The sequence below is a fragment of the Notoacmeibacter sp. MSK16QG-6 genome, from assembly GCF_024158145.1.
Lineage (GTDB): Bacteria > Pseudomonadota > Alphaproteobacteria > Rhizobiales > Rhizobiaceae > Notoacmeibacter.
The window spans coordinates 1,389,764-1,412,792 of the sequence record NZ_JAMYXM010000001.1 but is presented as its reverse complement, the minus strand read 5'-3'; the positions used below and the strand labels follow the sequence as shown (position 1 = coordinate 1,412,792).

The window sequence follows — 23,029 nt, the reverse complement described above, 5'->3', positions numbered from 1 at the left end:
CACTGCGTGCTAGTCCACACACATGGCGACCAGAAAAGCGCACGAAGTCGATAGCTGGATTGCACGCCCCGATCCGCGTGTCAGGACCGTTCTGATCTACGGCCCCGATCGCGGTCTCGTTTCCGAGCGGGCCAAGCGCTTCGCTCGCGAAACCGGGCTCGACCTGGACGATCCCTTCGCCGTTATCCGATTGGAAGGCTCGGAGGTCGACGCCGACCCGGCTCGGCTGGCGGACGAGGCGCGGACGGTTTCCATGTTCGGCGGCGAACGCCTGATATGGCTGCGCAATGCCGGCTCGTCGAAGGGGTTTCTGACAGCCATTTCCGATCTATTGGCCGATCCTCCATCCGATGCGCGTCTCCTCATCGAAGCAGGCGATTTGAAACGCGCCGCCGGTAATCTGCGCGGCCTATGCGAAAAAGCGGAATCGGCAATGGCTCTGCCGTGCTACGCCGACAAGGCTCGCGATCTGGAAAAACTGATCCAGGACGTTCTCGGTGGCGCCGGTCTCGCTCTTCAAGCCGAAGCGCGAAGCCTTCTGATGAACGCGCTCGGAGGCGACCGCCTTGCTTCGCGGGGTGAGCTTGAAAAACTGGCGCTCTACGCCGACGGCCAGGCGGAAGTGACGGCAGAAGACGTGATCGCCAGCATTGGCGATGTTGCCGCGCTTTCTGCCGATACGTTGGTCGATGCCGCGCTGACAGGCAATCTGACGCTTCTCGACCGGGAGTTGGGGCGGTTGGTGCAGGCTGGTACGGACGCGAACGCAATTCTTGCGACACTGATACGCGCCATAGGCCAGCTTCACGAGTTGAGGCTGGCTATGGATAAGCGAAATCTCTCGGCCAGCGCGGCCGTTCAACAGGCCCGCCCGCCGGTCTTCTTCACGCGGCGCCAGGCTGTCACCGATGCCTTATCGGCTTGGTCGAGCGATCGGATTGCAGCGGCGCAGGATCGCATTCACGACACGGTCCTCACCATCCGCAAGAGCGGCAGGCTCGAAATTCCAACGCTCCGTCATACCCTTTTGGCGCTGGCCATCGAGGCGCGGCGCAAACATCGCGCCGCCTGAAACCTAGCTGTTAAACAGCCGGCTGAGCAATTGATCCAGCTCATCTTGATTTCGGTATTTCAGCCGGACTTCGCCGCCCTTTTTCGACGGGGAAATACGCGTCTTCAACCCCAGACTGGCCGCCAGACGCTCTTCCAGCGCTACCACAGCTTCATCGCGTTCAGCCCGTGATTTCTCGTGACCGGAATCGTTCTTCGGCCCGCCCTGTGCAAGCGCCTCGGCTTGCCGAACAGTAAGCCCTTGCTCGACGATCCGCTGCGCCAATGCTTCCGGCTCTTCGGCCGTGATCAAGGTACGCGCATGACCGGCCGATAGACGTCCGTCGCTCAGCATGGCCTGAACTTCTTGCGGCAAACGCAGCAAACGCAAGGTGTTGGCGACGTGACTGCGACTCTTGCCGATGACGCCGGCAAGCTCGTTCTGCGAATATTCATATTCGTCGATCAACGCCTGATACCCATGACCCTCCTCAATCGGGTCGAGGTCGGCACGCTGAACGTTCTCGATGATCGCCAGCTCCAACGCGGTGCGATCGTCAACATCGCGCAGGAGATACGGCACTTCTGTAAGCCCCGCCTTCCTGCTGGCGCGCCAGCGGCGTTCGCCCGCAATAAGCTCGAAACCCTCTGGATTGCCAGCCTGACGGCGTACGACGACAGGCTGGACTAATCCATGGACACGAATCGACTGTGCAAGATCTTCGATCTCGTCTTCGTTGAAATGTCGCCGGGGGTTGCGGCTGTTCGGCACGATCCGGTCGATAGCGATCCGACCGTCAGCGGATGGCGCGGCCTTGGGAGCTTGAGATTCATTGGCCGGCGGGTCGATCTCGCCGATCAGCGCCGCCAATCCGCGACCGAGCCGTTTTCTCGGAGCATCCTCATTCATTACCGACATCTCCTATGCGGCCTGCAATTGACGTTCACGGCGGATCACTTCGGACGCCAATTGAAGATAGGCTTGGCTGCCCGTACACTTCAGATCGTAGAGAATCGCTGGTTTTCCATGCGATGGCGCTTCCGAAACGCGTACATTCCGCGGAATGACGGTATTATAGACCTTCTCGCCCATATGCTCGCGAACGTCCTCGACAACCTGGTTGGAAAGATTGTTCCGACGATCGAACATGGTCAGAACGATACCCTGAATGTCCAGCGTGGGATTAATCGTCTGACGCACCTGTTCCACCGTCCGTAGAAGCTGGCTGAGACCTTCCAGGGCAAAGAACTCGCATTGCAGCGGCACGAGCACCGAATCCGCCGCGGCCATGGCATTGAGCGTAAGAAGGTTGAGTGACGGCGGACAATCGACCAGAACGTAATCGTAATTCGTACCGGCAATCCGCGCCGCCCGCAAAGCGTTCTTCAGTTTCATGGCGCGGTCTTTATCGCCGGAAATTTCCATCTCCACGCCGAGAAGATCCATCGTCGATGCGACAACATGAAGTCCTGGAACAGCAGTCGGAATGGCGGCTTCCGAGATGCCGTTATGGCCGAGCAGAACGTCATAGGCGCTGATCAGGCGCTCCTCGCGCTCAATGCCAAGACCCGTACTGGCATTGCCTTGAGGGTCGACATCGACAAGCAGAACACGCTGGCCTGTTGCGGCAAGCGCTGTCCCCAGATTGATGGCTGTGGTCGTTTTTCCGACGCCGCCCTTCTGATTAGCGATGGTGATGATGCGCATGAATGCCTCCGCATCGGACATCAGACTGTTCGATTTCGGTTAAATCACAAACGAACAGGATTTTGAATCCGCAGAATGACGCTTTCTCGGTCGATCACGCTTTGATGCACAGTCAATTCGAATGCAAAGCGTCTTTTCGCGTCCTCTATCTCATTCTCGTAACTCCGACCCTTGTGAAAGAGCGCAGTTGCGCCCCCTGTAAGCCAAGGCTCAGCAAGAGCTAAAAGTTCGACGAGAGGTGCGAGAGCGCGCGCCGTAACATAATCCGCCGAGGAAATTCGCGATGACGCGTCTTCGATCCGAACGGAGTGAATGCGTGCAGCGGCTTGGCAACGTGCGATGCAGGTCAAAAGAAACGCAGTCTTTTTGCGATTGCTTTCGACCAGATGGATCTGTGCATTTTCCTGCTCGGCCAGCGCAATTCCGACTGGAATACCAGGCAGTCCCCCGCCTGATCCGAGATCGATCCACTGATGGTCCGGCTCAGTCAGATCCAGAAGTTGAAGGCTGTCCTCGATGTGTCGGGTCCGAAAGGACTCAAGCGTGGTCGACGCGGCCAAATTGATTTTCGCGTTCCAAGAGCGGAAAAGCTCTTCATACCGGGCCAATCGCTCCTCTGTTTCACGTGAAACAATCACCTATGCGGCCTGCTTTTCTTTTGCGCGGCGAGCGAACGCTATAAGAAGACCCAAGGCGGCCGGTGTCATGCCCTCGATTTTACCGGCATCCGCTATAGAGCGAGGGCATGCGCGAGATAGCTTTTCGACAAGCTCCAGTGAAAGACCGGATACGGCTTTATAATTGAAATCGGCTGGCAACTGTATCGCTGTGTCACGCTTCAGTACGGCGATGTCCGATTTTTGTCGCTCGGTGTACACCGCATAGACCGCCTCGATCTCAATCAGTTCGGATGTCTTTCTATCGAGGCTGTTGAGCTCGGGCCAGACCGCAGCCAGCCTGTCGATACCGATGTCGGGACGCGAAAGAATATCATAGGCTGCACGCCGTTTTCCGTCAGCATTCATCTGTAGACCGTGACGTTCCGCCTCGTTCGGCGTCAGGCTGCGATCCATGAGCATTCGTCGCGCATTGTCTAGGTTTGTCTTCAGCTTTTCAAACTTGGATCGCCGGTCCGCATCGATCAGCCCCAACTCGTCGGCTATCGGCGTCAATCTCTGATCGGCGTTATCGGCGCGCAACGAGAGCCGAAATTCGGCGCGGCTGGTAAAGAGACGATAGGGCTCCGAAACGCCTTGCGTTATCAGATCATCGATCATGACGCCGAGATAGGAATCGCCCCGGCTAAAAATCGCGGCAGGGCGCTGAAGCGCCCGATGAGCGGCGTTCAGGCCCGCGACCAGCCCCTGCCCCGCAGCTTCCTCATATCCAGTGGTGCCATTGATCTGACCTGCAAGGAAAAGCCCTTCCATGGACCGGCTTTCCAGGCTGGGTTCAAGCCCACGGGGATCGAGATAGTCATATTCGATAGCGTATCCGGGCTGGATGACACGTGCCCGCTCGAGCCCGGGGATAGTGGCGATCATCGCGGCCTGAACGTCTTCAGGCAGAGAGGTCGACAGACCGTTGGGATAGACCGTGTGATCGTCCAGCCCTTCAGGCTCCAGAAAAATCTGATGACCGTCGCGGTCGCCGAACCGTTCGATCTTGTCTTCTATGGAAGGACAATAGCGTGGCCCGACACCCTCGATATGACCGCCGAAGAGCGCAGATCGGCCAAGATTTTCGCGAATGATGCGGTGGGTTTCCAGACCGGTTCGCGTTATGCCGCAGGCGATTTGTGGCACGGTAATCCGCTCGGTTATCAATGAGAACGGCACAGGATCGGCATCGGCGTCCTGACGACCGACCGCATCCCAATCGATCGTCCGGCCGTCCAATCGGGCGGGTGTTCCAGTCTTCAAACGACCAGTTTCCAGTCCAAGCGCGCGAAGGCGCTGCGCCAGCCTGCTGGATGCAGCTTCGCCCACACGACCCGCCGGGTATTGTTTGTCGCCGATATGAATGACGCCGCCGAGGAAGGTACCCGTCGTGAGAACGACCGATCGCGCGCGCAACACCGTCCCATCGGCCAAAAGAGCGCAGCAACAGATACCGTTTTCGACAAATAGATCGACCACTTCTCCAATGACGATCGAGAGATTGGCCTGCTGGCGGATAATCCGCTGAACCGCCTGACGATACAGTTTCCGATCCGCTTGAGTACGCGGTCCACGGACGGCCGCTCCTTTGCGCCGATTCAGCATGCGAAACTGTATGCCCGCCTCGTCAGCGGCCTGCCCCATCAGGCCGCCCAGTGCGTCGATTTCCCTGACCAAGTGCCCTTTGCCCAAGCCCCCAATGGCAGGGTTGCAGCTCATCGTTCCAAGATTGCCATCAGCCATAGTGACGAGGGCCGTGGCCGCCCCGATACGCGCCGAAGCAGACGCTGCTTCACAGCCGGCATGGCCGCCGCCAACCACAATCACATCGAATTGTCGCTGCTCTGTCGATTGTTTCACGTGAATCATCCTCACATGGCAAAGGTCGTTTCACGTGAATCACGCCCATAATGTTTCACGTGAATCACTTTCCAATACAGAAAGCGCTGAAGACCTCGTCCAATACGTCTTCTGCGTCGGTCTGTCCAACCAGACGTCCAAGCGCGAAGCTGGCTGCACGTAATTCCTCGGCAATCATCTCGGCGGGCAATTCGTTCCAGCGAGACAGGGCGCGATTGCAATGGTCAATGGACGAGGCCAAATGATGGCGTTGCCGGTCCGTCGCCGGAGGGACAGCGTCCTCGAAAGGAAGCCTATCACGTAACCGCCCGACAATTAACGCAAGCAGGGAAGCAATCCCCTCCCCGGTTTTTGTGGAGATCGAAATCCAGTCTCTGTCATCCGCTCGCATCGATGCCATGTCGGCCTTCGTCTGCACCTTTAACACGTCATTCGAAAAATCAGAGCTTTGCGGCTCCCTGCCCTTTTCGTCGAGCCACAAGACAAGGTCGGCGTCCCTGGCAGTCTGCAGGGCGAGATTTACACCCATGCGTTCAACAACGTCGTCCGTATCGCGGAGACCCGCCAGATCGGACAGAACGACCTTATAACCTTCCAGATCGAGATTGACCTCGATGCGGTCACGCGTCGTGCCGGCAACATCCGTGACGAGTGCGACATCTCTGCCTGCCAGAAAATTCAGGAGGCTTGACTTGCCGGCGTTCGGTAGGCCCGCAAGCGCAACCCGAAAGCCGCGACGCACGATTTCAGCACCGGCGAAGGCCTGGTGATGGCGCTCCATCACTTGGACAAGATCGCCAAGCGCCCGGCACGCTTCTTCCGAAACCTCTGCCGGTACATCGCCCTCATCAGAAAAATCGAGTTCCGCTTCGAGCCGAGCGCGAAGGCGGGTCAATGTCTTCTGCCATCCCGAAATCAGCGCCAGTTGCCTACCGACAGCGCCCGACATCGCCAGGCGTCTTTGGGCTTCCGTCTCGGCGTCGATCAGCTGCGATAACGCCTCGGCCTCCGTCAGATCCATTCGACCGTTTGCGAAGGCGCGTCTCGTGAACTCACCTGCTTCAGCAGGGCGGAATGTTGGCAGTGATGAGAGTCGGCGAAGCACCGCTGCAATGATTGCAGGACTGCCATGGAGCTGAAACTCCGCACAATCTTCGCCCGTGAAGCTGTGGGGACCGGCGAAGAAAAGCACCAGACCTCGATCGATGACCTCACCGTCGACGACGAAATTGTGAAGCGTGGCGCGGCGCGGCTCCGGAACAGCGATGCCGAACGCAGTGAAGGCCTCAACGGCCCTTTCGCCGCTGATCCTGACGATGGCGACCCCGCTAGGAACGGCACCGGACGACAGCGCGTAGATGGTATCGGCCATGGCCGTCACTTCCAGACGCAAGACAAAGCCCTGGTTCCGCGATTGCTCGTTAGGTGTTCATACTATCGAAGAACTCGTCATTGCTCTTGGTTTGCTTCAGCTTGTCGATCAGGAATTCGATCGCGTCGGTTGTTCCCATTGGCGAAAGGATGCGCCGCAGAACATAGATCTTCTGCAGATCCTTGCGCGGAACCAGCAGATCCTCCTTACGCGTACCGGACTTCAGAATATCCATGGACGGGAACGTTCGCTTGTCGGCGACCTTGCGGTCCAGAACGATTTCGCTGTTACCGGTGCCTTTGAATTCCTCGAAGATCACCTCATCCATGCGGCTACCCGTGTCGATCAGAGCGGTCGCGACAATCGTCAGAGAACCGCCTTCCTCGATATTGCGGGCCGCACCGAAAAAGCGTTTCGGCCGTTGCAATGCGTTCGCGTCGACACCGCCGGTCAGAACCTTGCCGGAAGAGGGTACGACGGTGTTATAGGCGCGGCCGAGACGGGTGATGGAATCGAGCAGGATAACCACATCGCGGCCATGCTCGACAAGGCGCTTGGCCTTCTCGATCACCATTTCAGCGACTGCCACATGGCGTGTGGCCGGCTCGTCGAAGGTCGAAGAAACGACCTCGCCGTCGACACTCCGCTGCATATCCGTGACCTCTTCAGGCCGCTCGTCGATCAACAGCACGATAAGATAACATTCCGGGTGATTGGTCGTGATGGAATGCGCGATATTCTGCAACAGAACCGTCTTACCCGTACGGGGCGGCGCCACGATAAGAGCGCGCTGGCCCTTTCCGAGAGGCGCGACCAGGTCGATCACGCGCGCGGACAAATCCTTCTTGTCCGGCGCTTCAATCTCCATCTTGATACGCTCGTCAGGGTAGAGCGGCGTGAGATTGTCGAAGTGAATCTTGTGACGGATTTTCTCCGGATCGTCGAAATTGATCGTATTGACCTTGAGAAGGGCGAAATAGCGCTCGCCCTCTTTCGGGCTGCGAATCGGACCCTCGACCGTATCGCCCGTCTTCAACTGAAAACGCCGGATCTGCGATGGTGAAATATAGATATCGTCCGGCCCCGGCAGATAATTGGCGGAGGCCGACCGAAGAAAACCGAAACCGTCCTGAAGAATTTCGACGACACCTTCGCCGATAATCTCCACATCCTGATCGGAGAGGCGTTTGAGGATCGCGAACATCAGTTCCTGTTTGCGCAGAACGGAAGCGTTCTCGACCTCATGCTCCTCGGCGAAGGCGATCAGATCCGTCGGGCTTTTGCTCTTCAGGTCCTGGAGCTTCATTTGTTTCATGTGAATCATCCAAATTGGGTTGCCCGTAGCTCGGCCAATATGCGCCGGCGGGCAGAATCGTCAGGGGAAAGCATCGGCCTGCTGAAAATGTGATCTCGAAGGGGCAACGGGCAGCAGCCGCGCGGAAGGTGGGTGGTGCTGCATAGCGAACTGTCGCCGCTTATTCAAGCTATCCGGCGAGTCAATTCTTTATGAACGCCTAGAACGGCTTCACGACGACCATGATCACGATGACGATCATCAAAAGCGTCGGTGCTTCATTGACGATACGCCAATGCCGCTCGGTCTTCGCGTTGCGGTCCTCTGCAAAACGCCGCGTCGCAGCAGACAGGTAACCGTGCAGTCCGGAAAGAAGAAAAACCGCCAGAAACTTGACGTGGAACCAGCCTTCGCTGAACGCGCCGGACTTAATGGCAAGATAGAGCCCGAGCACCCAAGCCACGATCATCGCCGGGTTCATGATGGCGCGTAGAAGCCGCCGTTCCATAATCTTGAAAAGTTCGCTCTGCGGAGAGCCCGCGTCCACTTGGGTGTGATAAACGAAGAGACGCGGCAGATAGAACATCGCCGCCATCCAGCTGATCACTGCCATGACATGCAAGGCCTTGGCCCAGAGATAGAAACCATCGCCGGCGAAAACAAGAAGCCCTGCCAGCAATCCACCAGTCACCAAAATCGCGACAATCGCACGGAATAAGGGGCTTTTCCGAAGAGATCGATCAGCCGGCTTCATAATTCACCCCTTTAAGCGCCCTTCCAACTTCGCACGCGATCGATCATCCGCTGCACATGGTCGATAGGCGTCTGGGGCGTAATCCCGTGACCGAGATTGAAGATAAATGGCCCATCCGCCAGCGCCGTCAGGATCGAATCGATGCCTTCATCAAGAGCGTTGCCCCCGGCGACCAGCCGCAGCGGGTCAAGATTGCCCTGAACCAGGCTGTCCTTCTGCAAACGCTTGGCCTGCGACAGCGGAACAGACCAATCCAGCCCAAGCGCATCGACGCCGGTTTCTTGACGGTAACTATCATAGGCCGAACCAGCGCCCTTGGGAAAACCGATGATCGGCACGTCAGGAAAGCGCTCGCTCAGCCTGTCGACGATCAGCCTGACTGGCCGAATGCAGCAACGCTCGAAGCTGGCTTCATCCAGAACACCGCTCCAGGAGTCGAAAATCTGCACGGCATCGGCGCCTGCCTCGATCTGGCGGGCCAGATATTGCGCCGACCGTTCCGCAAGGCCGGTGAGCAGCGTATCCATCAATTCCGGGTGGCGATAGAGGAACAGCCGGGCAGGGGCCTGATCCGCCGTTCCATGTCCGGCGATCATATAGGTCGCGACGGTCCATGGCGCGCCACAGAAGCCCAGAAGCGTGGTCTCACGAGGCAATCGGCTGCGAAGACGCCGAACGGTTTCATAGACAGGCGCCAGCCTATCGTGAAAATCGGCAATATCCGAGAGGCTGTCGATCTCGTCCGGCTTGATCGGGGTCATGATCGGGCCCCGGCCTTCCTCGAAGCGAAGATCGCGGCCCAGAGCATGCGGAACGGTCAGAATATCGGAGAACAGGATCGACGCATCGAAACCGAACCGGCGTATCGGTTGCAGCGTGACTTCAGTGGCCAGTTCCGGATTGTAGCAAAGATCGAGAAACGAACCGGCCGTCTTACGTGTCTCACGATACTCCGGCAGATACCGTCCAGCCTGTCGCATAATCCAGATGGGGGGTGTTTCGGCATGTGCGCCGTTCAAAACATCGAGCACAATACGATTTGTTTTCGTCACTCCGACCTCGCTCAGACGTGGATGACTATCCCACCCAAATTTCTAAAGAAAACTCCCGAAGGGAGATTGTTGATTCTTAGAGTCGGTGAGAATCAGGGATTCTCGCCTATCCCCAGCGCTAGAACAGAAACGACGCTCGCCGGGGTTCACGCCATATCGTGGATATGCCTGTGGGGACAAGAGTCGCGAGCGTTAACACTTTCTTAACGAAATGCAGTCTCTCGGGCGATCGGCGATATGCGATCCCAACTTGGGACAGCCCGGGCATGACGATCACTCTATCCCCGATCTTTTCAACAGTTGAGTATCTGGGTCTGCCAACCGCTGTTTGTGGAGAAAGCTGAGGGTTTTACGCAGGTGGCAACAGGCGATGGCGATGCGTTGGCTGGTGCCCCCAATGATTCACACGCGACGGATTCCAGCGGGGAGAAGTTAACAATTCCTTACCAACGCTCTGGACTCCACAGTTCGTTTTGGCCTCGCCCGGCCTTGCAGTGATTCGGTTCGCCGGCTAACCGTCGAGCCGACCAAAAGGACCACACTGGATGAGCAAAGCTCTTATACTTGCATCCGCCAGCCCCTGGCGGATCGCTTTGTTGCAGCAGGCCGGACTGTCGGTAACCGCGGAGGCGGCCGATATTGACGAGCGGGCCATCGATTCCGCGCTCGACGGGTCCGATGTCGAACCGGAGGATATCGCCATTATTCTCGCCGAGGCCAAGGCTCAAGCCGTTTCCGAACGCCATCCCGATGCGTTGGTGATCGGGGCCGACCAGGTGCTTTCCCTTCACGGCGAAATTCTGCACAAATCGCAGGACATTGAGGAAGCGCGGCGACGCCTCTTGCAGCTTTCGGGGAAAACCCATCGGCTCAATAGCGGTCTGGCCCTTTGCAAGGATGGGGAAACGATCTGGCGTTACGCCGGCATCGCAGACATGACGATGCGCGATCTCGATCCGGGGTTCATCGGTCGATATCTTGCAGCCGCCGGCGAAGCGGTCCTCGGCAGTGTGGGCGTGTACCAGATTGAGGGTCTGGGCATTCAATTGTTCGAGAGCATCGATGGCGATTACTGGACCATTATCGGTCTGCCGCTGATCCCGCTTCTGGCAGAGCTTCGCTCGATAGGGGCCATCGATGGCTAAGGAGAGCGTCCGCGCCGGAGTTATCGGCCATCCGATTGGCCATAGCCGCTCGCCCATGATCCACAACAACTGGCTGGGTGAATACGGAATCGCCGGATCTTATGACGCATACGATATTTCGCCGGCTGATCTTTCTGATTTCTTCTCCGCGATGCGGAAAGGTCGGATGGCGGGTTGCAATGTGACCATCCCGCATAAGGAAGCTGTTCTCGAGCATCTGGACTGCCTGACTGGCACGGCTGAGGTTATCGGCGCGGTCAATACGGTATGGCGGGAGGGTGATCGGCTGATCGGCGACAATACGGACGCTTACGGTTTCTGCGCCAATCTGAACGCTGAAGCCCCGAATTGGGATCGAAATGGCGGGCGAGCATTGGTTCTCGGTGCGGGCGGCGCGGCGCTTGCCATCGTTCATGCTTTAATCGAGCGAGGTTTCGGCCAGATCGATATCGCCAACCGCACGGCCGAGCGGGCAAACCGATTGGCGCAACATTTTGGCGAGCGCTGCCGCGCCGTTGCCTTCACGGATGAGCCGTCACTGTACGATGGCGCGGATTTCGTTGCGAACACAACTACGCTGACGATGGGGGAGGGAGCGGATGGGCGGCGTTGGCCCGGTCTGGATCGATTGACGGAGGGCGCGACGGTGACGGACATCGTCTATACACCGCTGCAAACGTCGCTGCTCGCAGCAGCAAAGCGTCATGGCTACCGTACGGTCGATGGGCTGGGCATGCTCCTTTACCAGGCCGTACCGGGGTTTGAGCGTTGGTTCGGCGTTCGCCCGGAAGTGACGGGAAGTCTGCGCGCCAAACTCATTGCGGATCTCGAAGCACATGCGTGAGGCCTCCGCAGAAGGGCAGGGGCTGGGCGTAAAGAAGATCGGCCTTACCGGCTCAATCGGCATGGGAAAGAGCACGACAGCGAGAATGTTCGCGGATGAGGGCGTGATGGTTTATGACGCCGATGCTGCGGTTCATCGCCTGTATGCAAAAGGCGGCGCCGCCGTCGATCCGGTTGGGAGAGCCTTTCTAGGAACTGTTGTGGATGGCGAGATCGATCGCGACGCTCTTCGGTCCCGCGTCGTTGGCGATGAAAAGGCGATGAAAAAGCTGGAGCAGATCGTTCACCCGCTGGTGCGGGCGGAGGAAGCGGTCTTCCTTAAACGGGCAACAAGGAATGGGGCGCCCTTTGTCGTCTTCGATATTCCGCTTCTCTTCGAAACCGATGGTGAAAGCAGAATGGACGCTGTGGTGGTAGTCTCGGCGCCCGAAGAGGAGCAGCGCAGGCGGGTTCTGGAACGAGGCACGATGACCGAAGCCGAGTTCAATCGGATATTGGAACGGCAGGTGCCGGACGTCGAGAAGCGCCGGCGGGCGGATTTCATCATTGAAACGGGTCAAGGCATGGAATTCGCCCGGGATCAGGTACGCGAGATCATCGCGCAATTCGCGTCGATGGACCGCTGATCACTTCATGTTAAGGGGCGTAATGTTCCTGAAACGTTCACTACCGCAGACTGCCATTCTCTGATTCAAATGAGGCGCGGCTGGGAGCGGGTACGATGCGCGAGATCATTTTCGATACGGAAACGACCGGCCTCGATTTCGCTCTTGATAGGGTGATCGAGATTGGTGGTGTCGAGATGGTCGACCGCATTCCGACCGGACGCACCTTTCATATGCTGATCCACCCGGAAGACAGAGACGTCCATGCCGATGCTCTGGCCATTCACGGCATCGGGATGGACAAACTGGCCGGCAAACCCTTCTTCCGAGACGTCTGCGATCAATTTCTCGAATTTTTCGCTGACGCGAAGCTGGTCGCCCATAATGCCAGCTTTGACGTTCGGATGATCAATGCGGAACTGGCTCGGCTGCAGAGGGATCCTTTGCCGCCCCACATGATTGTCGACACGCTGGAATTGGCCAAGCGGCGGCATCCAATGGGTCCTAATAGCCTTGACGCCCTTTGCCGGCGCTACAGCATCGACAGTTCGAGAAGGACCTTCCATGGCGCGCTTCTCGATAGCGAGTTGCTTCTCGATGTTTATCTCGAATTAACGGGCGGCCGTCAGACATCGTTCAGCCTCGACCCGCGCGGCGGCGGCGGGATGAACGCGTCCGCTGACAAGCTGGAACTGCCCGTTCGCCAACGAACTTTGCCGGCTCGATTGAGTGCGGAGGAAAAGGCGCGTCACTATAAGATGGTTCAGGATTTAGGCGCAGATTCACTTTGGCAGAAATGCGATCCGATCTACCGCCCGACCGAGCTGTTAAGTCATCCCTATAAATAAATACCCGGCCGAAATAGGCCGGGCTGTTTCACGTGAAACGGATTGATCCGATCAATTGACCGTCTGGGCGTTTTTGGAGACGGCTTCCCTCGCTTTCGCTTCGGCCGCAGACCGCGTAAAAAGCTGAGCAAAATCAATTGGTTCAAGCATAAGCGGCGGAAAGCCGCCAGCCTGCACGGTGTTCGCGATGATCTGGCGGGCAAAGGGGAATAAAAGCCGCGGGCATTCGATGTAAATGACAGGTGTGATGTGCTCTTTCGGAAAACCCGTCACCCGGAAAACGCCGCCATATTCCAGTTCCGCAGCGAAAACGACCTTTTGGTCCATCGAGGCCTTCGCTTCGAGCTTGAGAATGACATCGAACGTATCCTCGCCCACCGCGTTGGCGTTCACCGCGACGTTGACGTTGATCGCCGGATTGCTCTTCAACTCCCGCAGAATGCCTGGCGCACCTGGCGCTTCGAAGGATAGATCCTTCATATATTGGGCAAGGGCGTTGATCTGCGGCTGCGCCTTCTGCTCTTCGGTAGCGGCGGGCTGCGGCGTTTCGTTCTCGGCCATGGGGCGGTGTTCCTTTCACTCATATGGTTTGCGGCGCTATTGGCAGGCCGGCAGAATTGCGGCGAGGGCTATCACGTGACGATGAGGCGAACAAGTTCGCAACTCGGCTATTATGGGTCCTGCCGGTGAACGCTGTAATCGTCGGCATCCAGATCAACGACGCGAGGATCGCTCCGCCGGGTCCCGGCCGGAGATGGGCCGCGCCCGCCATGATCGCGATTGAAAACGGAGGCGCTCGTCACCATCACGACGTGTTGGCTGAGGAAACGCCATGCACTGTCGCGCAAGGACGGGATGAAGAGCAGTAATCCAAGTGTGTCGGTTACGTAACCCGGCGTCATAAGCAGAACACCCGCCAGTGCGATCATCAGCCCGTGAACCAACTCGCGGCCCGGCACCCGGCCCGCATCGATTTCCCGTCGAATGGCCGTCAGCGTCGCCATGCCTTGCCGCCGAAGGAGAAACGAACCGAGTATCGCCGTGACCACGATGCCGAGGAGCGTTGGCAACACGCCGATCCATTGTCCGACGAGGATGAATGAGGCGATCTCGGTGATCGGGACGATCAGAAGGAGAAACGGGATGATGCCGAAGCGCAAAGGGGCGATCCTTCTCTTTTGCAAAGCTCCAAATTAATGCTTTTCGCTATATGGGCACGATAGCCTGCCATTTGAACGGCTGGGTTTTAAGTCTATATCCCATTAGAAAGAAACTTCGCCACTTGCGCCCTTGAGACATGGATCCCGAACCGGTCATGGAATTTGTCGACTTGAGTACACTCTTCTTTCTCGTACTGGCCGTGGTGATCGCGTTTCAGCTTCGAAGTGTGCTGGGACGCCGAACCGGGCGCGAACGTCCGCCGACCGATGTTTTCCGGACCCCGGATGAGAGCCGTGACGATAAGGTGGTGGCGTTGCCGCGCCGGGATGGCCAGCCGGTGCCGGAGATTGTCGAGGATGATACCGAGGAGCGCCTGCGCCAGGCCGATCAGATCGCAAAACCCGATACGCCGGCCAATGAAGGGCTCAAGGCCATTGTCGAGGCCGATCGTTCTTTCGAGCCGCGGCGCTTCATGGAAGGCGCTCGCGCAGCCCATGAAATGATTGTTCAGGCTTTTGCCCAGGGTGACCGTCAGACCTTGCGCAGCCTGCTTTCGCCGGAAGTCATGGCCGATTTCGACGCCGCCGTTACCGAGCGCGAGAAGACAGGCCACACGATCGAAAGCACCTATGTCGGCCTTGAGAAGGCCGATATCCGTTCGGTCGGCATGAATGGCAGGGAAGCCAATATCAGTATTCGCTTCGTATCGCAGATGATCACCGCAACCTACGATGAAGCGCGAACGCTCGTCGATGGCGATCCGGAGCAGGTTACGGAAGGCGTCGATGTGTGGACTTTCGCCCGTAACGTCGATTCGTCCGATCCGAACTGGCTGCTGATCGCAACCGGCGAATCCTGAGACGGCCGGCATGGCGGCTACACCGGCCGATGCGCTTTTCCACGGTCCGGTCGCAATGGCCGATTTGCCGGGCTGGGCTGATGACGAGCAGCACCTTGCCGTCGAGGCGGCCCGCCAGAGTGCGCTCATGCCGATGCGGCCGATAGAAGAGCGCCGATACGATCCGACGGAACAGGCCCTGTCTTTGGCTCTTGGCGAAACGCTCTGCCACGCTGCCGATACCGCGTCCGCGGCGAGGGCCTTTTTCGCCACGCATTTCGACGCGTGGCTGGTGCAAAGGCGTGATGGTGCGAAGGGTCTGGTGACGGCTTATTACGAGCCGGAAGTGGATTCATCCCGCCAACGGACGCCGGTCTATAATACTCCACTCCACAAGCGACCAGCCGATTTGGTCGATCTGGACGATGCAAACCGGCCAAAAGGCATGGATCCCTATTTCCGCTTCGGCCGTCAGACACCGGATGGAATCGTCGAGTTCTTCGATCGCGGTGCGATCATGGACGGCGCATTGGATGGGCGAGGTCTCGAACTGGTCTGGCTGAAGGCGGTCGATGCCTTCTATATCCATATTCAGGGCTCGGCGCGGCTGCGCTTTGCCGATGGCACGACGACCCGGGTCGGGTATGCCGGCAAGAGCGGTCATCGATTTTCCGGCATCTCGATGGGCTTGCTGAAGGAGGGAGCGATCGACCGATCGGGCCTCTCCATGCAGGGAACGCGCGCCTGGCTTGACGCCAATCCGCACCGTCACCGCGACGTCCTGGCACGTAACCGCTCCTATATTTTCTTTCAGGAAGTTACCGAGAGCGATCCGAAACGCGGTCCTTTCGGCGCGGAGGGGTGCCAACTAACCGAAGGGCGTTCCATCGCCGTCGACAAGGCTCTGTGGCGCTATGGCACGCCGTTTTTCATCGATGCCCCCGGTGTACGCGGTTTCGGCAAACCGTTCCGGCGGCTGATGATCGCGCAGGATACCGGCAGTGCGATCACTGGTGCGGCCAGAGCCGATCTATTCCTCGGCTCTGGCGAAGAAGCCGGCGAACTGGCCGGCGGCTTAAAGGAAGAGGCGCGTTTCTGGGTGTTTTGGCCGAAGGGCGCGGTACCACCGGGGAGGGTGGGGTGAAGCGTCGCGGCAAGCTCTCGGAAGAGGACCGGATTCTCTGGCATCGTGTGGCCCGGACGACGCGCCCGTTGCATGGCACCGCCTCGCTGGAAGCGTTGATGACGGAGGTGGATCGAAGCACGGGCGAAGAACAGGGTGTGGATGTTACGAGGGCCGCTGCGCGCCTGACAGAAAAATTTCCGAATCCGGCTGAGAAGAATGCCAGCGCTCGGCCGCATCTTCCACAGCATCCCATCGATCGCGTACAGAAACGCAAGCTCTCCAAGGGCCGCTTGCCGATCGAGGCGCGTATCGATCTTCATGGGCTTTATCAAAGCGAGGCTCATGACCGCCTGTTGGGATTTGTCTCGGCCGCGTCGCAACGTGGCTTGCGCCATGTACTGGTGATCACGGGCAAGGGATCATCGCCGCAAAGCGATGGCGTTCTCGCGCGTGCCGTGCCGCAATGGTTTCGCACGCCTGCATTTCGCGCCTTCGTTTCTGGTCACGAGACAGCGGCGCGCCAGCATGGCGGATCAGGGGCGCTCTATGTCAGGCTCCGTCGCAATGGAATAAAGGAATCCGGCTGAGGATCACATCAGGGGTCGGAGTTCGTCCAGTTTCTCATTGACGAACCAGCCGTAGAAATTTTCTTTCGGCAGGCCACCGCGGGTCTTCAGCGCTTCGGCCCGGTCTTCCGGATTGCCGAGATTGTAAAGCGTGGCGGTGATGCCCGGATTGCCGCTAATGTCGATGCCGGCAATATCGCGATAAGCGTCGATGCTCATACGTATCGCAGCGGCGACGTAAGGCAGCGTCTTGTCCGGGTCCATGATGGTCGCATAGACCTGCTTCGGCCGTTTGGCCGAGAGTTTGGGAAATCCCGATACCCGGCTTACCAGATCGGATGTCTCCAACGCGGTCAGCGGGTTGAGCTGCCCGAGCCCGAAGGTTTGGCCGGCATAGAAGGGCTGGAAAAAGACGGCTGAAAACCGGTTATTGGGCCAGACGGTTCCGCCGACGACTCGACCACGAAAAACGGTGTCCCAGACCTTCTCGCGGCATGTCCAGAGGCCGTAGCTGTCTGTCTCGCCCGCGCATGGCGAAAATTGCGGCCGTTCGACGAATTCGGTGACTTTTTCGCCCTCATAAGCGAAACGGATTGCCGAACCGGCATAGGACATCGCCTTGACGTAATAGGTCTGGAAGCGGTCATAGGCATCGACATTGAACGTATGTTCGCCGACCAACGCCCCGATAATATGGATCGGATCGATTCCGTAGGATGCCGCAGCGTCGCGGATCTTAGACTGAAGCTTTCTGTCCCCCGCAATGAGATCCTTGATCTTCTTATATTTGGCTTCGAAGGTTGTTTTGAGTTGCGCGGTCCGCTTTGCCGATGCGCCTGGAATGGGCGGCTGTGTGGCGGATTGATTGCCGGGCGGCATGATCGTCACCGCCGCTACCGGAGCAGTGGCGGTGAAGAAAAGGGCCAAAACGGCCGGTACGATTCGCGTCAGCTGTGGCATGGCTCGACTTCTAAGCAATAGCAGCGCCGCTGTCATGCAGACTCCGGAAAACGCAAGCAGAACGCGAAGAAGCTGTCGCCAAGCTGCAACGCCCGGCTGAGGTATATGCACCGAACTCCGCTTGATTATAGGATGAACCGGCTGAGATCTGTGTCCTTCGCTATGTCAGCCACATTGGCGTTGACGTAATCGGCATTGATGGTGATCGTTTCACCGTCCTTGTCGGCGGCGGTGAAAGAGACGTCGTCCAGAACGCGCTCCATGACCGTTTGCAGCCGGCGGGCGCCGATATTCTCGACTTCCGAGTTCAGTTTCACGGCGATGTCAGCCAGCGTATCGATGGCATCGTCGGTGAAGTCCAGATTGACGCCTTCCGTTTTCATCAGGGCGACATATTGGCGGATGAGGCTGGCCTCCGGTTCTGTCAGGATGCGGCGAAAATCGTCCTTCGTGAGCGCCCGCAGCTCGACGCGGATCGGCAGCCGGCCTTGCAGTTCGGGCAAGAGATCGGACGGCTTTGCGACATGGAACGCGCCGGACGCTATAAAAAGAATGTGATCCGTTTTGACAGGTCCATGCTTCGTGGCGACAGTCGTGCCCTCGACCAGCGGCAAGAGATCGCGCTGCACGCCTTCGCGGGAGACGCCGCCCTGAATGCCCTGGTTGCCAGCGGCGATCTTGTCGATTTCGTCGACGAAGACGATGCCGTCTTCCTGGGCGCTGCGCAGCGCCTCGGCGACGATCTCATCATCGTCCAGAAGCTTGTCGGACTCATCGTCGATCAGGAATTCGTAGCTTTCGGACACGGTGGTCCGCCGCGTCTTCGTCCGCTGTTGGCCGAGCGCCTTGCTCATCATGTCGGACAGGTTGATCATGCCGATCTGACCCGGCATTCCGGGTACGTCGAATTGCTGGCCGCCGGTATCGGCAATTTCGATCTCGATTTCCTTGTCGTCCAGCTCATTGTCGCGCAGCTTCTGGCGGAAAGATGAGCGAGTCGCCGGGCTGGCGTTCTTGCCGACGAGAGCGTCGAGTACCCGCTCTTCCGCCTGGGCGTGCGCCTTGGTGCGAACAGCCTGCCGCTTCTTGTCGCGTACAATGCGTATCGCATCTTCCACCAGATCGCGGATGATCTGCTCGACATCACGACCGACATAGCCGACCTCGGTGAATTTGGTCGCCTCGACCTTCACGAAGGGCGCGCCTGCGAGTTTGGCCAGACGGCGCGAGATTTCGGTCTTGCCGACGCCGGTCGGCCCGATCATCAGGATGTTTTTCGGCATAACCTCTTCGCGCATCGGGCTTTGCAATTGCTGGCGTCGCCAGCGATTGCGAAGGGCAATGGCGACGGCGCGCTTGGCGTCTTTCTGGCCGATGATGAAACGGTCGAGTTCGGAAACGATCTCGCGGGGAGAAAAATGGGTCATGCAAATCGGGTCTTGCTGCTGGTTTCAGAAAAATGATGGCTGATCATGCTCAATTCGCGTCGGGATCGCCCCACCAATCTTGCCAAAGGACGGACGAACCAGTCTGCCAGAAGCGGCAGATCGGCGATTTTCAGCGGCTTGAACATGAAGTCCGGGCGGCTCATGCGCCCCTAGATAGGTTTGGCCGGTCGAAATTGCGAATAACGCCGTCGCTGTTTTGGCGGGACAGTCGGGGAACATCTAAGTCCACTGGCGCATTGCCGTTGAAATGCGGCGCTGCCGTATGGCGAAGGGTGGGACGACGATGACGGATGGACGGGGCCGGCGGGCCAGGAGTGTAACGGATATTCCGGCGGCCGGATGGAAAGACGTGCTTATGCGCGTCTACGAAGAGATCACGGGCGACCGCGTTTTACTGGTCGCAGCAGGCGTAACCTTTTATTTGCTGCTGGCGCTCGTTCCGGCCTTGTCAGCGCTTGTCTCGGTCTATGGCCTCTTCACCGATGCAACCAATATCCAAGAGCAGGTGACTGTGCTTTCCGGCTTCATTCCGGGCGGCGGCATGGAAATTCTTGAAGAGCAGATGAGCCGGCTCGCCAGCCAGGAAGATGCGACACTCGGGCTGACCTTCATCATTTCGCTGGGACTGGCGCTGTGGAGCGCCAATGCCGGCATGAAGTCGATCTTCGAGGGCATGAACGTCGCTTATGACGAGGTGGAAAAGCGCGGCTTCATAAAACTGACGCTTGTTTCGCTGCTCTTCACCGTCTGCTTTCTCGTCTCGATGGTGGCGGTGCTGACCCTGGTTCTGGCTCTGCCTGCGCTGGTTGCGATGCTCAACCTGCCCGACAGCTGGAGCTGGGTCGCCCAGATCGCCGGTTACGTTCTCCTCGCGGTCGCCGTGTCGCTGGGCATTGCGGCGATTTATCGTTGGGGACCGAGCCGGGCCAATGCGCGCTGGGAATGGATTACCCCCGGCATGATTCTGTCGCTGATCGTGCTGGCTGTCATGAGCGTGCTGTTCACCTGGTATGCCGCCAATTTTGCTGCCTACAACGAGACCTACGGTTCGCTTGGCGCCATTATCGGCTTCATGACGTGGATCTGGCTCGCAACGGCCATCCTGATGATCGGCGCGGAACTGAACGCCGAACTGGAGCATCAGACCAGTCGGGATACGACCACATCGCCTCGTGAACCGATGGGTGAACGTGGCGCCGTTGTCGCTGACCGTGTGGCGGGTGGATCGGACCGGACAGGCGGTCGTTCACGTTCGGATCGATCGTCGCAGAATGGCGCGCCGCATGACGGTGAAGCAGTCACGAGAAAGCAGTCGCGTCGGCCCTCTGCCTCGTCCTTATGGTGGACCGCACCAGCCATGCTGACCCTATATGTGCTGCAGCGCCGCCGCGAGAATAACCGTCGATAGTTCGCCGTTAGACATTGGTTCGGCTAAAATCCATCCCCCAGCGGATGGCCGACCAGATGCGCTCGTGCAGCAGATAGCACAGAAAGCCGATCAGCGCTGACAGAAGGGCCAGCTGTCCGCCAGTGCGTATCGATCCGGTCATGAGAAAACCGAGCAGCGCCATCGTCACTAGGCCCCACACCTGCCACGAGACGGCTTTCGCCAGGCTCCGCTTGCGCGTTTCCATCATACACTCCAGATCGCATCGAATATCGGTAGAAGAACCAGCGACTTAATCCGCTTCGGCTACTCATGGTCCGTTTCTAACAAGACGGGCACCATCGCGGAATCATGCAAATTATCGCGGCTATTATCGTCAAACAAGATTTTTCACATCGCGTGTGATAAAAATCACCACCATGGATAAGCGCGAACGGGCACGATTGTTTCAGGAACGTCTGGCGCAGGCCATGACTGAGCGCAACCTGTCCAAAAGCGCTCTGGCGCGTGCGATTCGTGCAGATCGCTCAACCGTTTCGCTTCTTCTGAGCGGCGACACGGCGCGCTTGCCGAACGCCCAGCTTGCGGCGGAATGCGCCTCTGAATTGGGGGTATCGACCGACTGGCTTCTCGGTTTGACCGACCGTCGCGAAAAGAGCGCCGATATTCTGCAGGTCGCCATGCGTATGGAAACGGCCGAGCGTGCACCGTCGGACGATGCCATCTTCCGCTGGCACGAGCAGTCGCGCGGCATGAAGGTGCGCCATGTCCCGGCCACTTTGCCCGATATGCTGAAGACCGAATCGGTGCTGCGCTTCGAATATGGCGATACGCTCGGCCGCACCTCCGATCAGGCCGTCACCGACATGCGTGATCGCCTGGCCTATCTGCGCGCGCCGGACACCGATTACGAGATCGCCATGCCGGTCGACGCGCTGGACGGTTTTGCGCGCGGTGACAGCTACTGGGCGGATCTGCCGGTCGATCTGCGAATCGAGCAGCTCCAGCATCTGAAACGCCTGACGGAAGAGCTCTACCCTTCGCTCCGACTTTATCTGTTCGACCGAAAGAAGATTTTCTCCGCGCCGATTACCGTCTACGGCACGTTCCAGGCCACCATCTATATCGGCCGGGTTTATTTCGTTCTGAGCGAACGCCGGCAGATTCTGGAACTGACACGCCACTTCGACGGGCTGGTCCGCGATGCGTTGTTCGAGGCTCGCCGCATGCCGGACTTCATCACCGAACGGCTTGATCGGCTTCTTTAGTCTCTCTTGGCGGTGACCGTCACGTTCGGCGGCCAACCCCGGTGATATTATTGCCGCGCTCGCGCCTCAGGCCGCAAAGACAATGTGTCGCATAGCGTTGATTGGCATGGCATCGGACACAGTTATAATTTTCTCAAATATTAGAACCGAAAGATCGTGTCCGATGACCCATTTGCGAACGACCACTCTTCTCGCCGCTCTCTTAGCAACAACCACACCGCTTGCCGCGCAGGTGAGCGAACCGCAATATGCGTTGGAAGAGGTGTCAGACGGATTGTGGCGCTACGTGGCCGGCAACTACGTGTCCATGGTCTGGGTTACTGATGACGGCATTGCCGTTCTAGATACGCTCAATGACGACGCGGCGCGCTGGCTGAGTGACGAGCTCAAGAAGCGGTTTGAGCAGCCAATTCGTTATGTCATTTACAGTCACAGCCACTACGACCACGTCTACGGCGGCGAGGTCTTCGATCAGCCCGGTGTTACCTTCGTGGCGCAGGAACAGGCCTATCAGGATTTGCAACGTAGCAAGGCCAATGCGGTGCTACCGGATCTGACTTTCGAGGACACGCTGCGTCTGCGTCTTGGAAACGAAACATTGGTGCTGCGCCACCATGGCCCAAATAACGGACGGGGCTCGGTCAGCATGCAGTTTGAGCGAGCGGACGTGATGTATGTAGTCGACTGGATTGTGCTGGGTCGCATGCCCTATCAGAATCTGAAGGGCTACGACATTCATGGTATGATTTCATCGACGCGCGACGTACTCGACCTGGATTGGGAGACTTTCGTTGGTGGCCATGCTGACACGGGAGACCGCACCGATGTCGAGCGTTACCTATCCTATCTGGAAACGCTGTATAACGGTGTGCTGCAGGGAATGCTGGATGGCAAAAGTCTGGAAACCATTCAGTCCGATCTGATGCTGGAAGAATTTTCCGATTTAGCAAAGTTCGAAGAGTGGCGAGCGCAGAACATCGCCGGCGTCTATGAGACACTCGACGATACATCATACGTGCTCATGCGACCGGAGGTCAGCAATCCGCAAGACGACAGCGGGAACTGATCGGAGCAGGCGGTAGCGG

General features: G+C 58.4%; 25 protein-coding genes. 11 read left to right on the top strand and 14 right to left on the bottom strand.

Going from position 1 to position 23,029, the window contains the following annotated elements; genetic code table 11:
• Nucleotides 1–22: 22 nt before the first annotated feature.
• Entirely contained in the window at nt 23–1,072 is a 1,050-nt protein-coding gene (gene holA, locus NIM86_RS06750) for a DNA polymerase III subunit delta (RefSeq protein ID WP_253380263.1), read from the top strand.
• A gap of 3 nt (nt 1,073–1,075) precedes the next feature.
• On the opposite strand, the gene NIM86_RS06745 is transcribed toward holA, so the two are convergent.
• The 8 genes from NIM86_RS06745 to hemE all read right to left on the bottom strand — a co-directional run bounded on the left by NIM86_RS06745 (nt 1,076) and on the right by hemE (nt 9,749).
• Nucleotides 1,076–1,960 (bottom strand): ParB/RepB/Spo0J family partition protein, encoded by an 885-nt coding sequence (locus tag NIM86_RS06745; RefSeq protein ID WP_253380261.1) that lies wholly within the window; start codon nt 1,958–1,960, stop codon nt 1,076–1,078.
• Between the two features lie 12 nt (nt 1,961–1,972).
• A complete protein-coding gene (locus NIM86_RS06740; protein WP_253380260.1) occupies nt 1,973–2,779 on the bottom strand; it encodes a ParA family protein in 807 nt (268 codons plus the stop codon).
• Nucleotides 2,780–2,802: 23 nt separating this feature from the next.
• Nucleotides 2,803–3,396 carry a 16S rRNA (guanine(527)-N(7))-methyltransferase RsmG gene (rsmG, locus tag NIM86_RS06735; RefSeq protein ID WP_253380258.1) on the bottom strand — a complete coding sequence of 198 codons (594 nt, stop codon included), beginning with the start codon at nt 3,394–3,396 and terminating at the stop codon, nt 2,803–2,805.
• Entirely contained in the window at nt 3,397–5,286 is a 1,890-nt protein-coding gene (mnmG, locus tag NIM86_RS06730) for a tRNA uridine-5-carboxymethylaminomethyl(34) synthesis enzyme MnmG (RefSeq protein WP_253380759.1), read from the bottom strand. It lies immediately after the preceding gene.
• Nucleotides 5,287–5,341: 55 nt separating this feature from the next.
• Complete coding sequence (gene mnmE, locus NIM86_RS06725) at nt 5,342–6,649, bottom strand: tRNA uridine-5-carboxymethylaminomethyl(34) synthesis GTPase MnmE (RefSeq protein ID WP_253380256.1); 1,308 nt, start codon at nt 6,647–6,649, stop codon at nt 5,342–5,344.
• Between the two features lie 49 nt (nt 6,650–6,698).
• Complete coding sequence (gene rho, locus NIM86_RS06720) at nt 6,699–7,964, bottom strand: transcription termination factor Rho (RefSeq protein ID WP_253380254.1); 1,266 nt, start codon at nt 7,962–7,964, stop codon at nt 6,699–6,701.
• A 199-nt stretch (nt 7,965–8,163) separates the two neighbouring features.
• Nucleotides 8,164–8,697 (bottom strand): protoporphyrinogen oxidase HemJ, encoded by a 534-nt coding sequence (gene hemJ, locus NIM86_RS06715; RefSeq protein WP_253380252.1) that lies wholly within the window; start codon nt 8,695–8,697, stop codon nt 8,164–8,166.
• An 11-nt stretch (nt 8,698–8,708) separates the two neighbouring features.
• Nucleotides 8,709–9,749: a uroporphyrinogen decarboxylase gene (hemE, locus tag NIM86_RS06710; RefSeq protein ID WP_253380250.1), complete on the bottom strand. Its 1,041-nt coding sequence runs from the start codon at nt 9,747–9,749 to the stop codon at nt 8,709–8,711.
• Nucleotides 9,750–10,294: 545 nt separating this feature from the next.
• Here hemE and NIM86_RS06705 point away from each other — a divergent pair.
• From NIM86_RS06705 to dnaQ, 4 genes are all read left to right on the top strand, one after another.
• Entirely contained in the window at nt 10,295–10,894 is a 600-nt protein-coding gene (locus NIM86_RS06705) for a Maf-like protein (RefSeq protein ID WP_253380248.1), read from the top strand.
• Nucleotides 10,887–11,738 (top strand): shikimate dehydrogenase, encoded by an 852-nt coding sequence (locus tag NIM86_RS06700; RefSeq protein WP_253380246.1) that lies wholly within the window; start codon nt 10,887–10,889, stop codon nt 11,736–11,738. Before NIM86_RS06705 ends, NIM86_RS06700 begins: the two co-directional genes overlap by 8 nt.
• Nucleotides 11,731–12,363, top strand: coding sequence for a dephospho-CoA kinase (gene coaE, locus NIM86_RS06695; protein WP_253380244.1), 633 nt, complete (start codon nt 11,731–11,733; stop codon nt 12,361–12,363). The genes NIM86_RS06700 and coaE overlap by 8 nt, the downstream gene beginning before the upstream one ends.
• Nucleotides 12,364–12,458: 95 nt before the next feature.
• The gene (dnaQ, locus tag NIM86_RS06690; protein ID WP_253380242.1) at nt 12,459–13,190 is read left to right on the top strand and encodes a DNA polymerase III subunit epsilon; all 732 of its coding nucleotides are present in this window, start codon (nt 12,459–12,461) and stop codon (nt 13,188–13,190) included.
• Nucleotides 13,191–13,241: 51 nt separating this feature from the next.
• Here dnaQ and secB read toward each other — a convergent pair whose 3' ends face one another.
• Nucleotides 13,242–13,751 carry a protein-export chaperone SecB gene (secB, locus tag NIM86_RS06685; RefSeq protein ID WP_253380240.1) on the bottom strand — a complete coding sequence of 170 codons (510 nt, stop codon included), beginning with the start codon at nt 13,749–13,751 and terminating at the stop codon, nt 13,242–13,244.
• Between the two features lie 110 nt (nt 13,752–13,861).
• On the bottom strand, nt 13,862–14,350 hold the full coding sequence (locus tag NIM86_RS06680; RefSeq protein ID WP_253380239.1) for an FxsA family protein: 489 nt from the start codon (nt 14,348–14,350) through the stop codon (nt 13,862–13,864).
• Between the two features lie 155 nt (nt 14,351–14,505).
• On the opposite strand from NIM86_RS06680, the gene NIM86_RS06675 reads away from it, so the two are divergent.
• The 3 genes from NIM86_RS06675 to NIM86_RS06665 are packed head-to-tail and all read left to right on the top strand — an operon-like array spanning nt 14,506 to nt 16,902.
• Nucleotides 14,506–15,210 carry a Tim44/TimA family putative adaptor protein gene (locus NIM86_RS06675; protein WP_253380237.1) on the top strand — a complete coding sequence of 235 codons (705 nt, stop codon included), beginning with the start codon at nt 14,506–14,508 and terminating at the stop codon, nt 15,208–15,210.
• A 10-nt stretch (nt 15,211–15,220) separates the two neighbouring features.
• Nucleotides 15,221–16,333, top strand: a complete 1,113-nt coding sequence (locus NIM86_RS06670; protein ID WP_253380235.1) for a murein transglycosylase A — start codon at nt 15,221–15,223, stop codon at nt 16,331–16,333.
• Nucleotides 16,330–16,902 (top strand): Smr/MutS family protein, encoded by a 573-nt coding sequence (locus tag NIM86_RS06665; protein ID WP_253380232.1) that lies wholly within the window; start codon nt 16,330–16,332, stop codon nt 16,900–16,902. Before NIM86_RS06670 ends, NIM86_RS06665 begins: the two co-directional genes overlap by 4 nt.
• Before the next feature lie 3 nt (nt 16,903–16,905).
• On the opposite strand, the gene NIM86_RS06660 is transcribed toward NIM86_RS06665, so the two are convergent.
• The 3 genes from NIM86_RS06660 to NIM86_RS06650 form a co-directional block, all read right to left on the bottom strand.
• Nucleotides 16,906–17,841, bottom strand: a complete 936-nt coding sequence (locus NIM86_RS06660; protein WP_253380230.1) for a DUF1402 family protein — start codon at nt 17,839–17,841, stop codon at nt 16,906–16,908.
• A 125-nt stretch (nt 17,842–17,966) separates the two neighbouring features.
• Nucleotides 17,967–19,268 (bottom strand): ATP-dependent protease ATPase subunit HslU, encoded by a 1,302-nt coding sequence (gene hslU / locus NIM86_RS06655; RefSeq protein WP_253380228.1) that lies wholly within the window; start codon nt 19,266–19,268, stop codon nt 17,967–17,969.
• A complete protein-coding gene (locus NIM86_RS06650; RefSeq protein WP_253380226.1) occupies nt 19,265–19,414 on the bottom strand; it encodes a hypothetical protein in 150 nt (49 codons plus the stop codon). Before NIM86_RS06650 ends, hslU begins: the two co-directional genes overlap by 4 nt.
• A gap of 230 nt (nt 19,415–19,644) precedes the next feature.
• On the opposite strand from NIM86_RS06650, the gene NIM86_RS06645 reads away from it, so the two are divergent.
• Nucleotides 19,645–20,697, top strand: a complete 1,053-nt coding sequence (locus NIM86_RS06645) for a YihY/virulence factor BrkB family protein (protein ID WP_253380224.1) — start codon at nt 19,645–19,647, stop codon at nt 20,695–20,697.
• A 7-nt stretch (nt 20,698–20,704) separates the two neighbouring features.
• Here NIM86_RS06645 and NIM86_RS06640 read toward each other — a convergent pair whose 3' ends face one another.
• Entirely contained in the window at nt 20,705–20,926 is a 222-nt protein-coding gene (locus NIM86_RS06640) for a DUF2061 domain-containing protein (RefSeq protein WP_253380223.1), read from the bottom strand.
• Nucleotides 20,927–21,095: 169 nt separating this feature from the next.
• On the opposite strand from NIM86_RS06640, the gene NIM86_RS06635 reads away from it, so the two are divergent.
• Together NIM86_RS06635 and NIM86_RS06630 are read left to right on the top strand one after the other, a co-directional pair.
• Nucleotides 21,096–21,944 carry a helix-turn-helix domain-containing protein gene (locus NIM86_RS06635; RefSeq protein ID WP_253380220.1) on the top strand — a complete coding sequence of 283 codons (849 nt, stop codon included), beginning with the start codon at nt 21,096–21,098 and terminating at the stop codon, nt 21,942–21,944.
• 163 nt (nt 21,945–22,107) lie between these two features.
• On the top strand, nt 22,108–23,010 hold the full coding sequence (locus NIM86_RS06630) for an MBL fold metallo-hydrolase (RefSeq protein ID WP_253380218.1): 903 nt from the start codon (nt 22,108–22,110) through the stop codon (nt 23,008–23,010).
• Nucleotides 23,011–23,029: the final 19 nt, after the last annotated feature.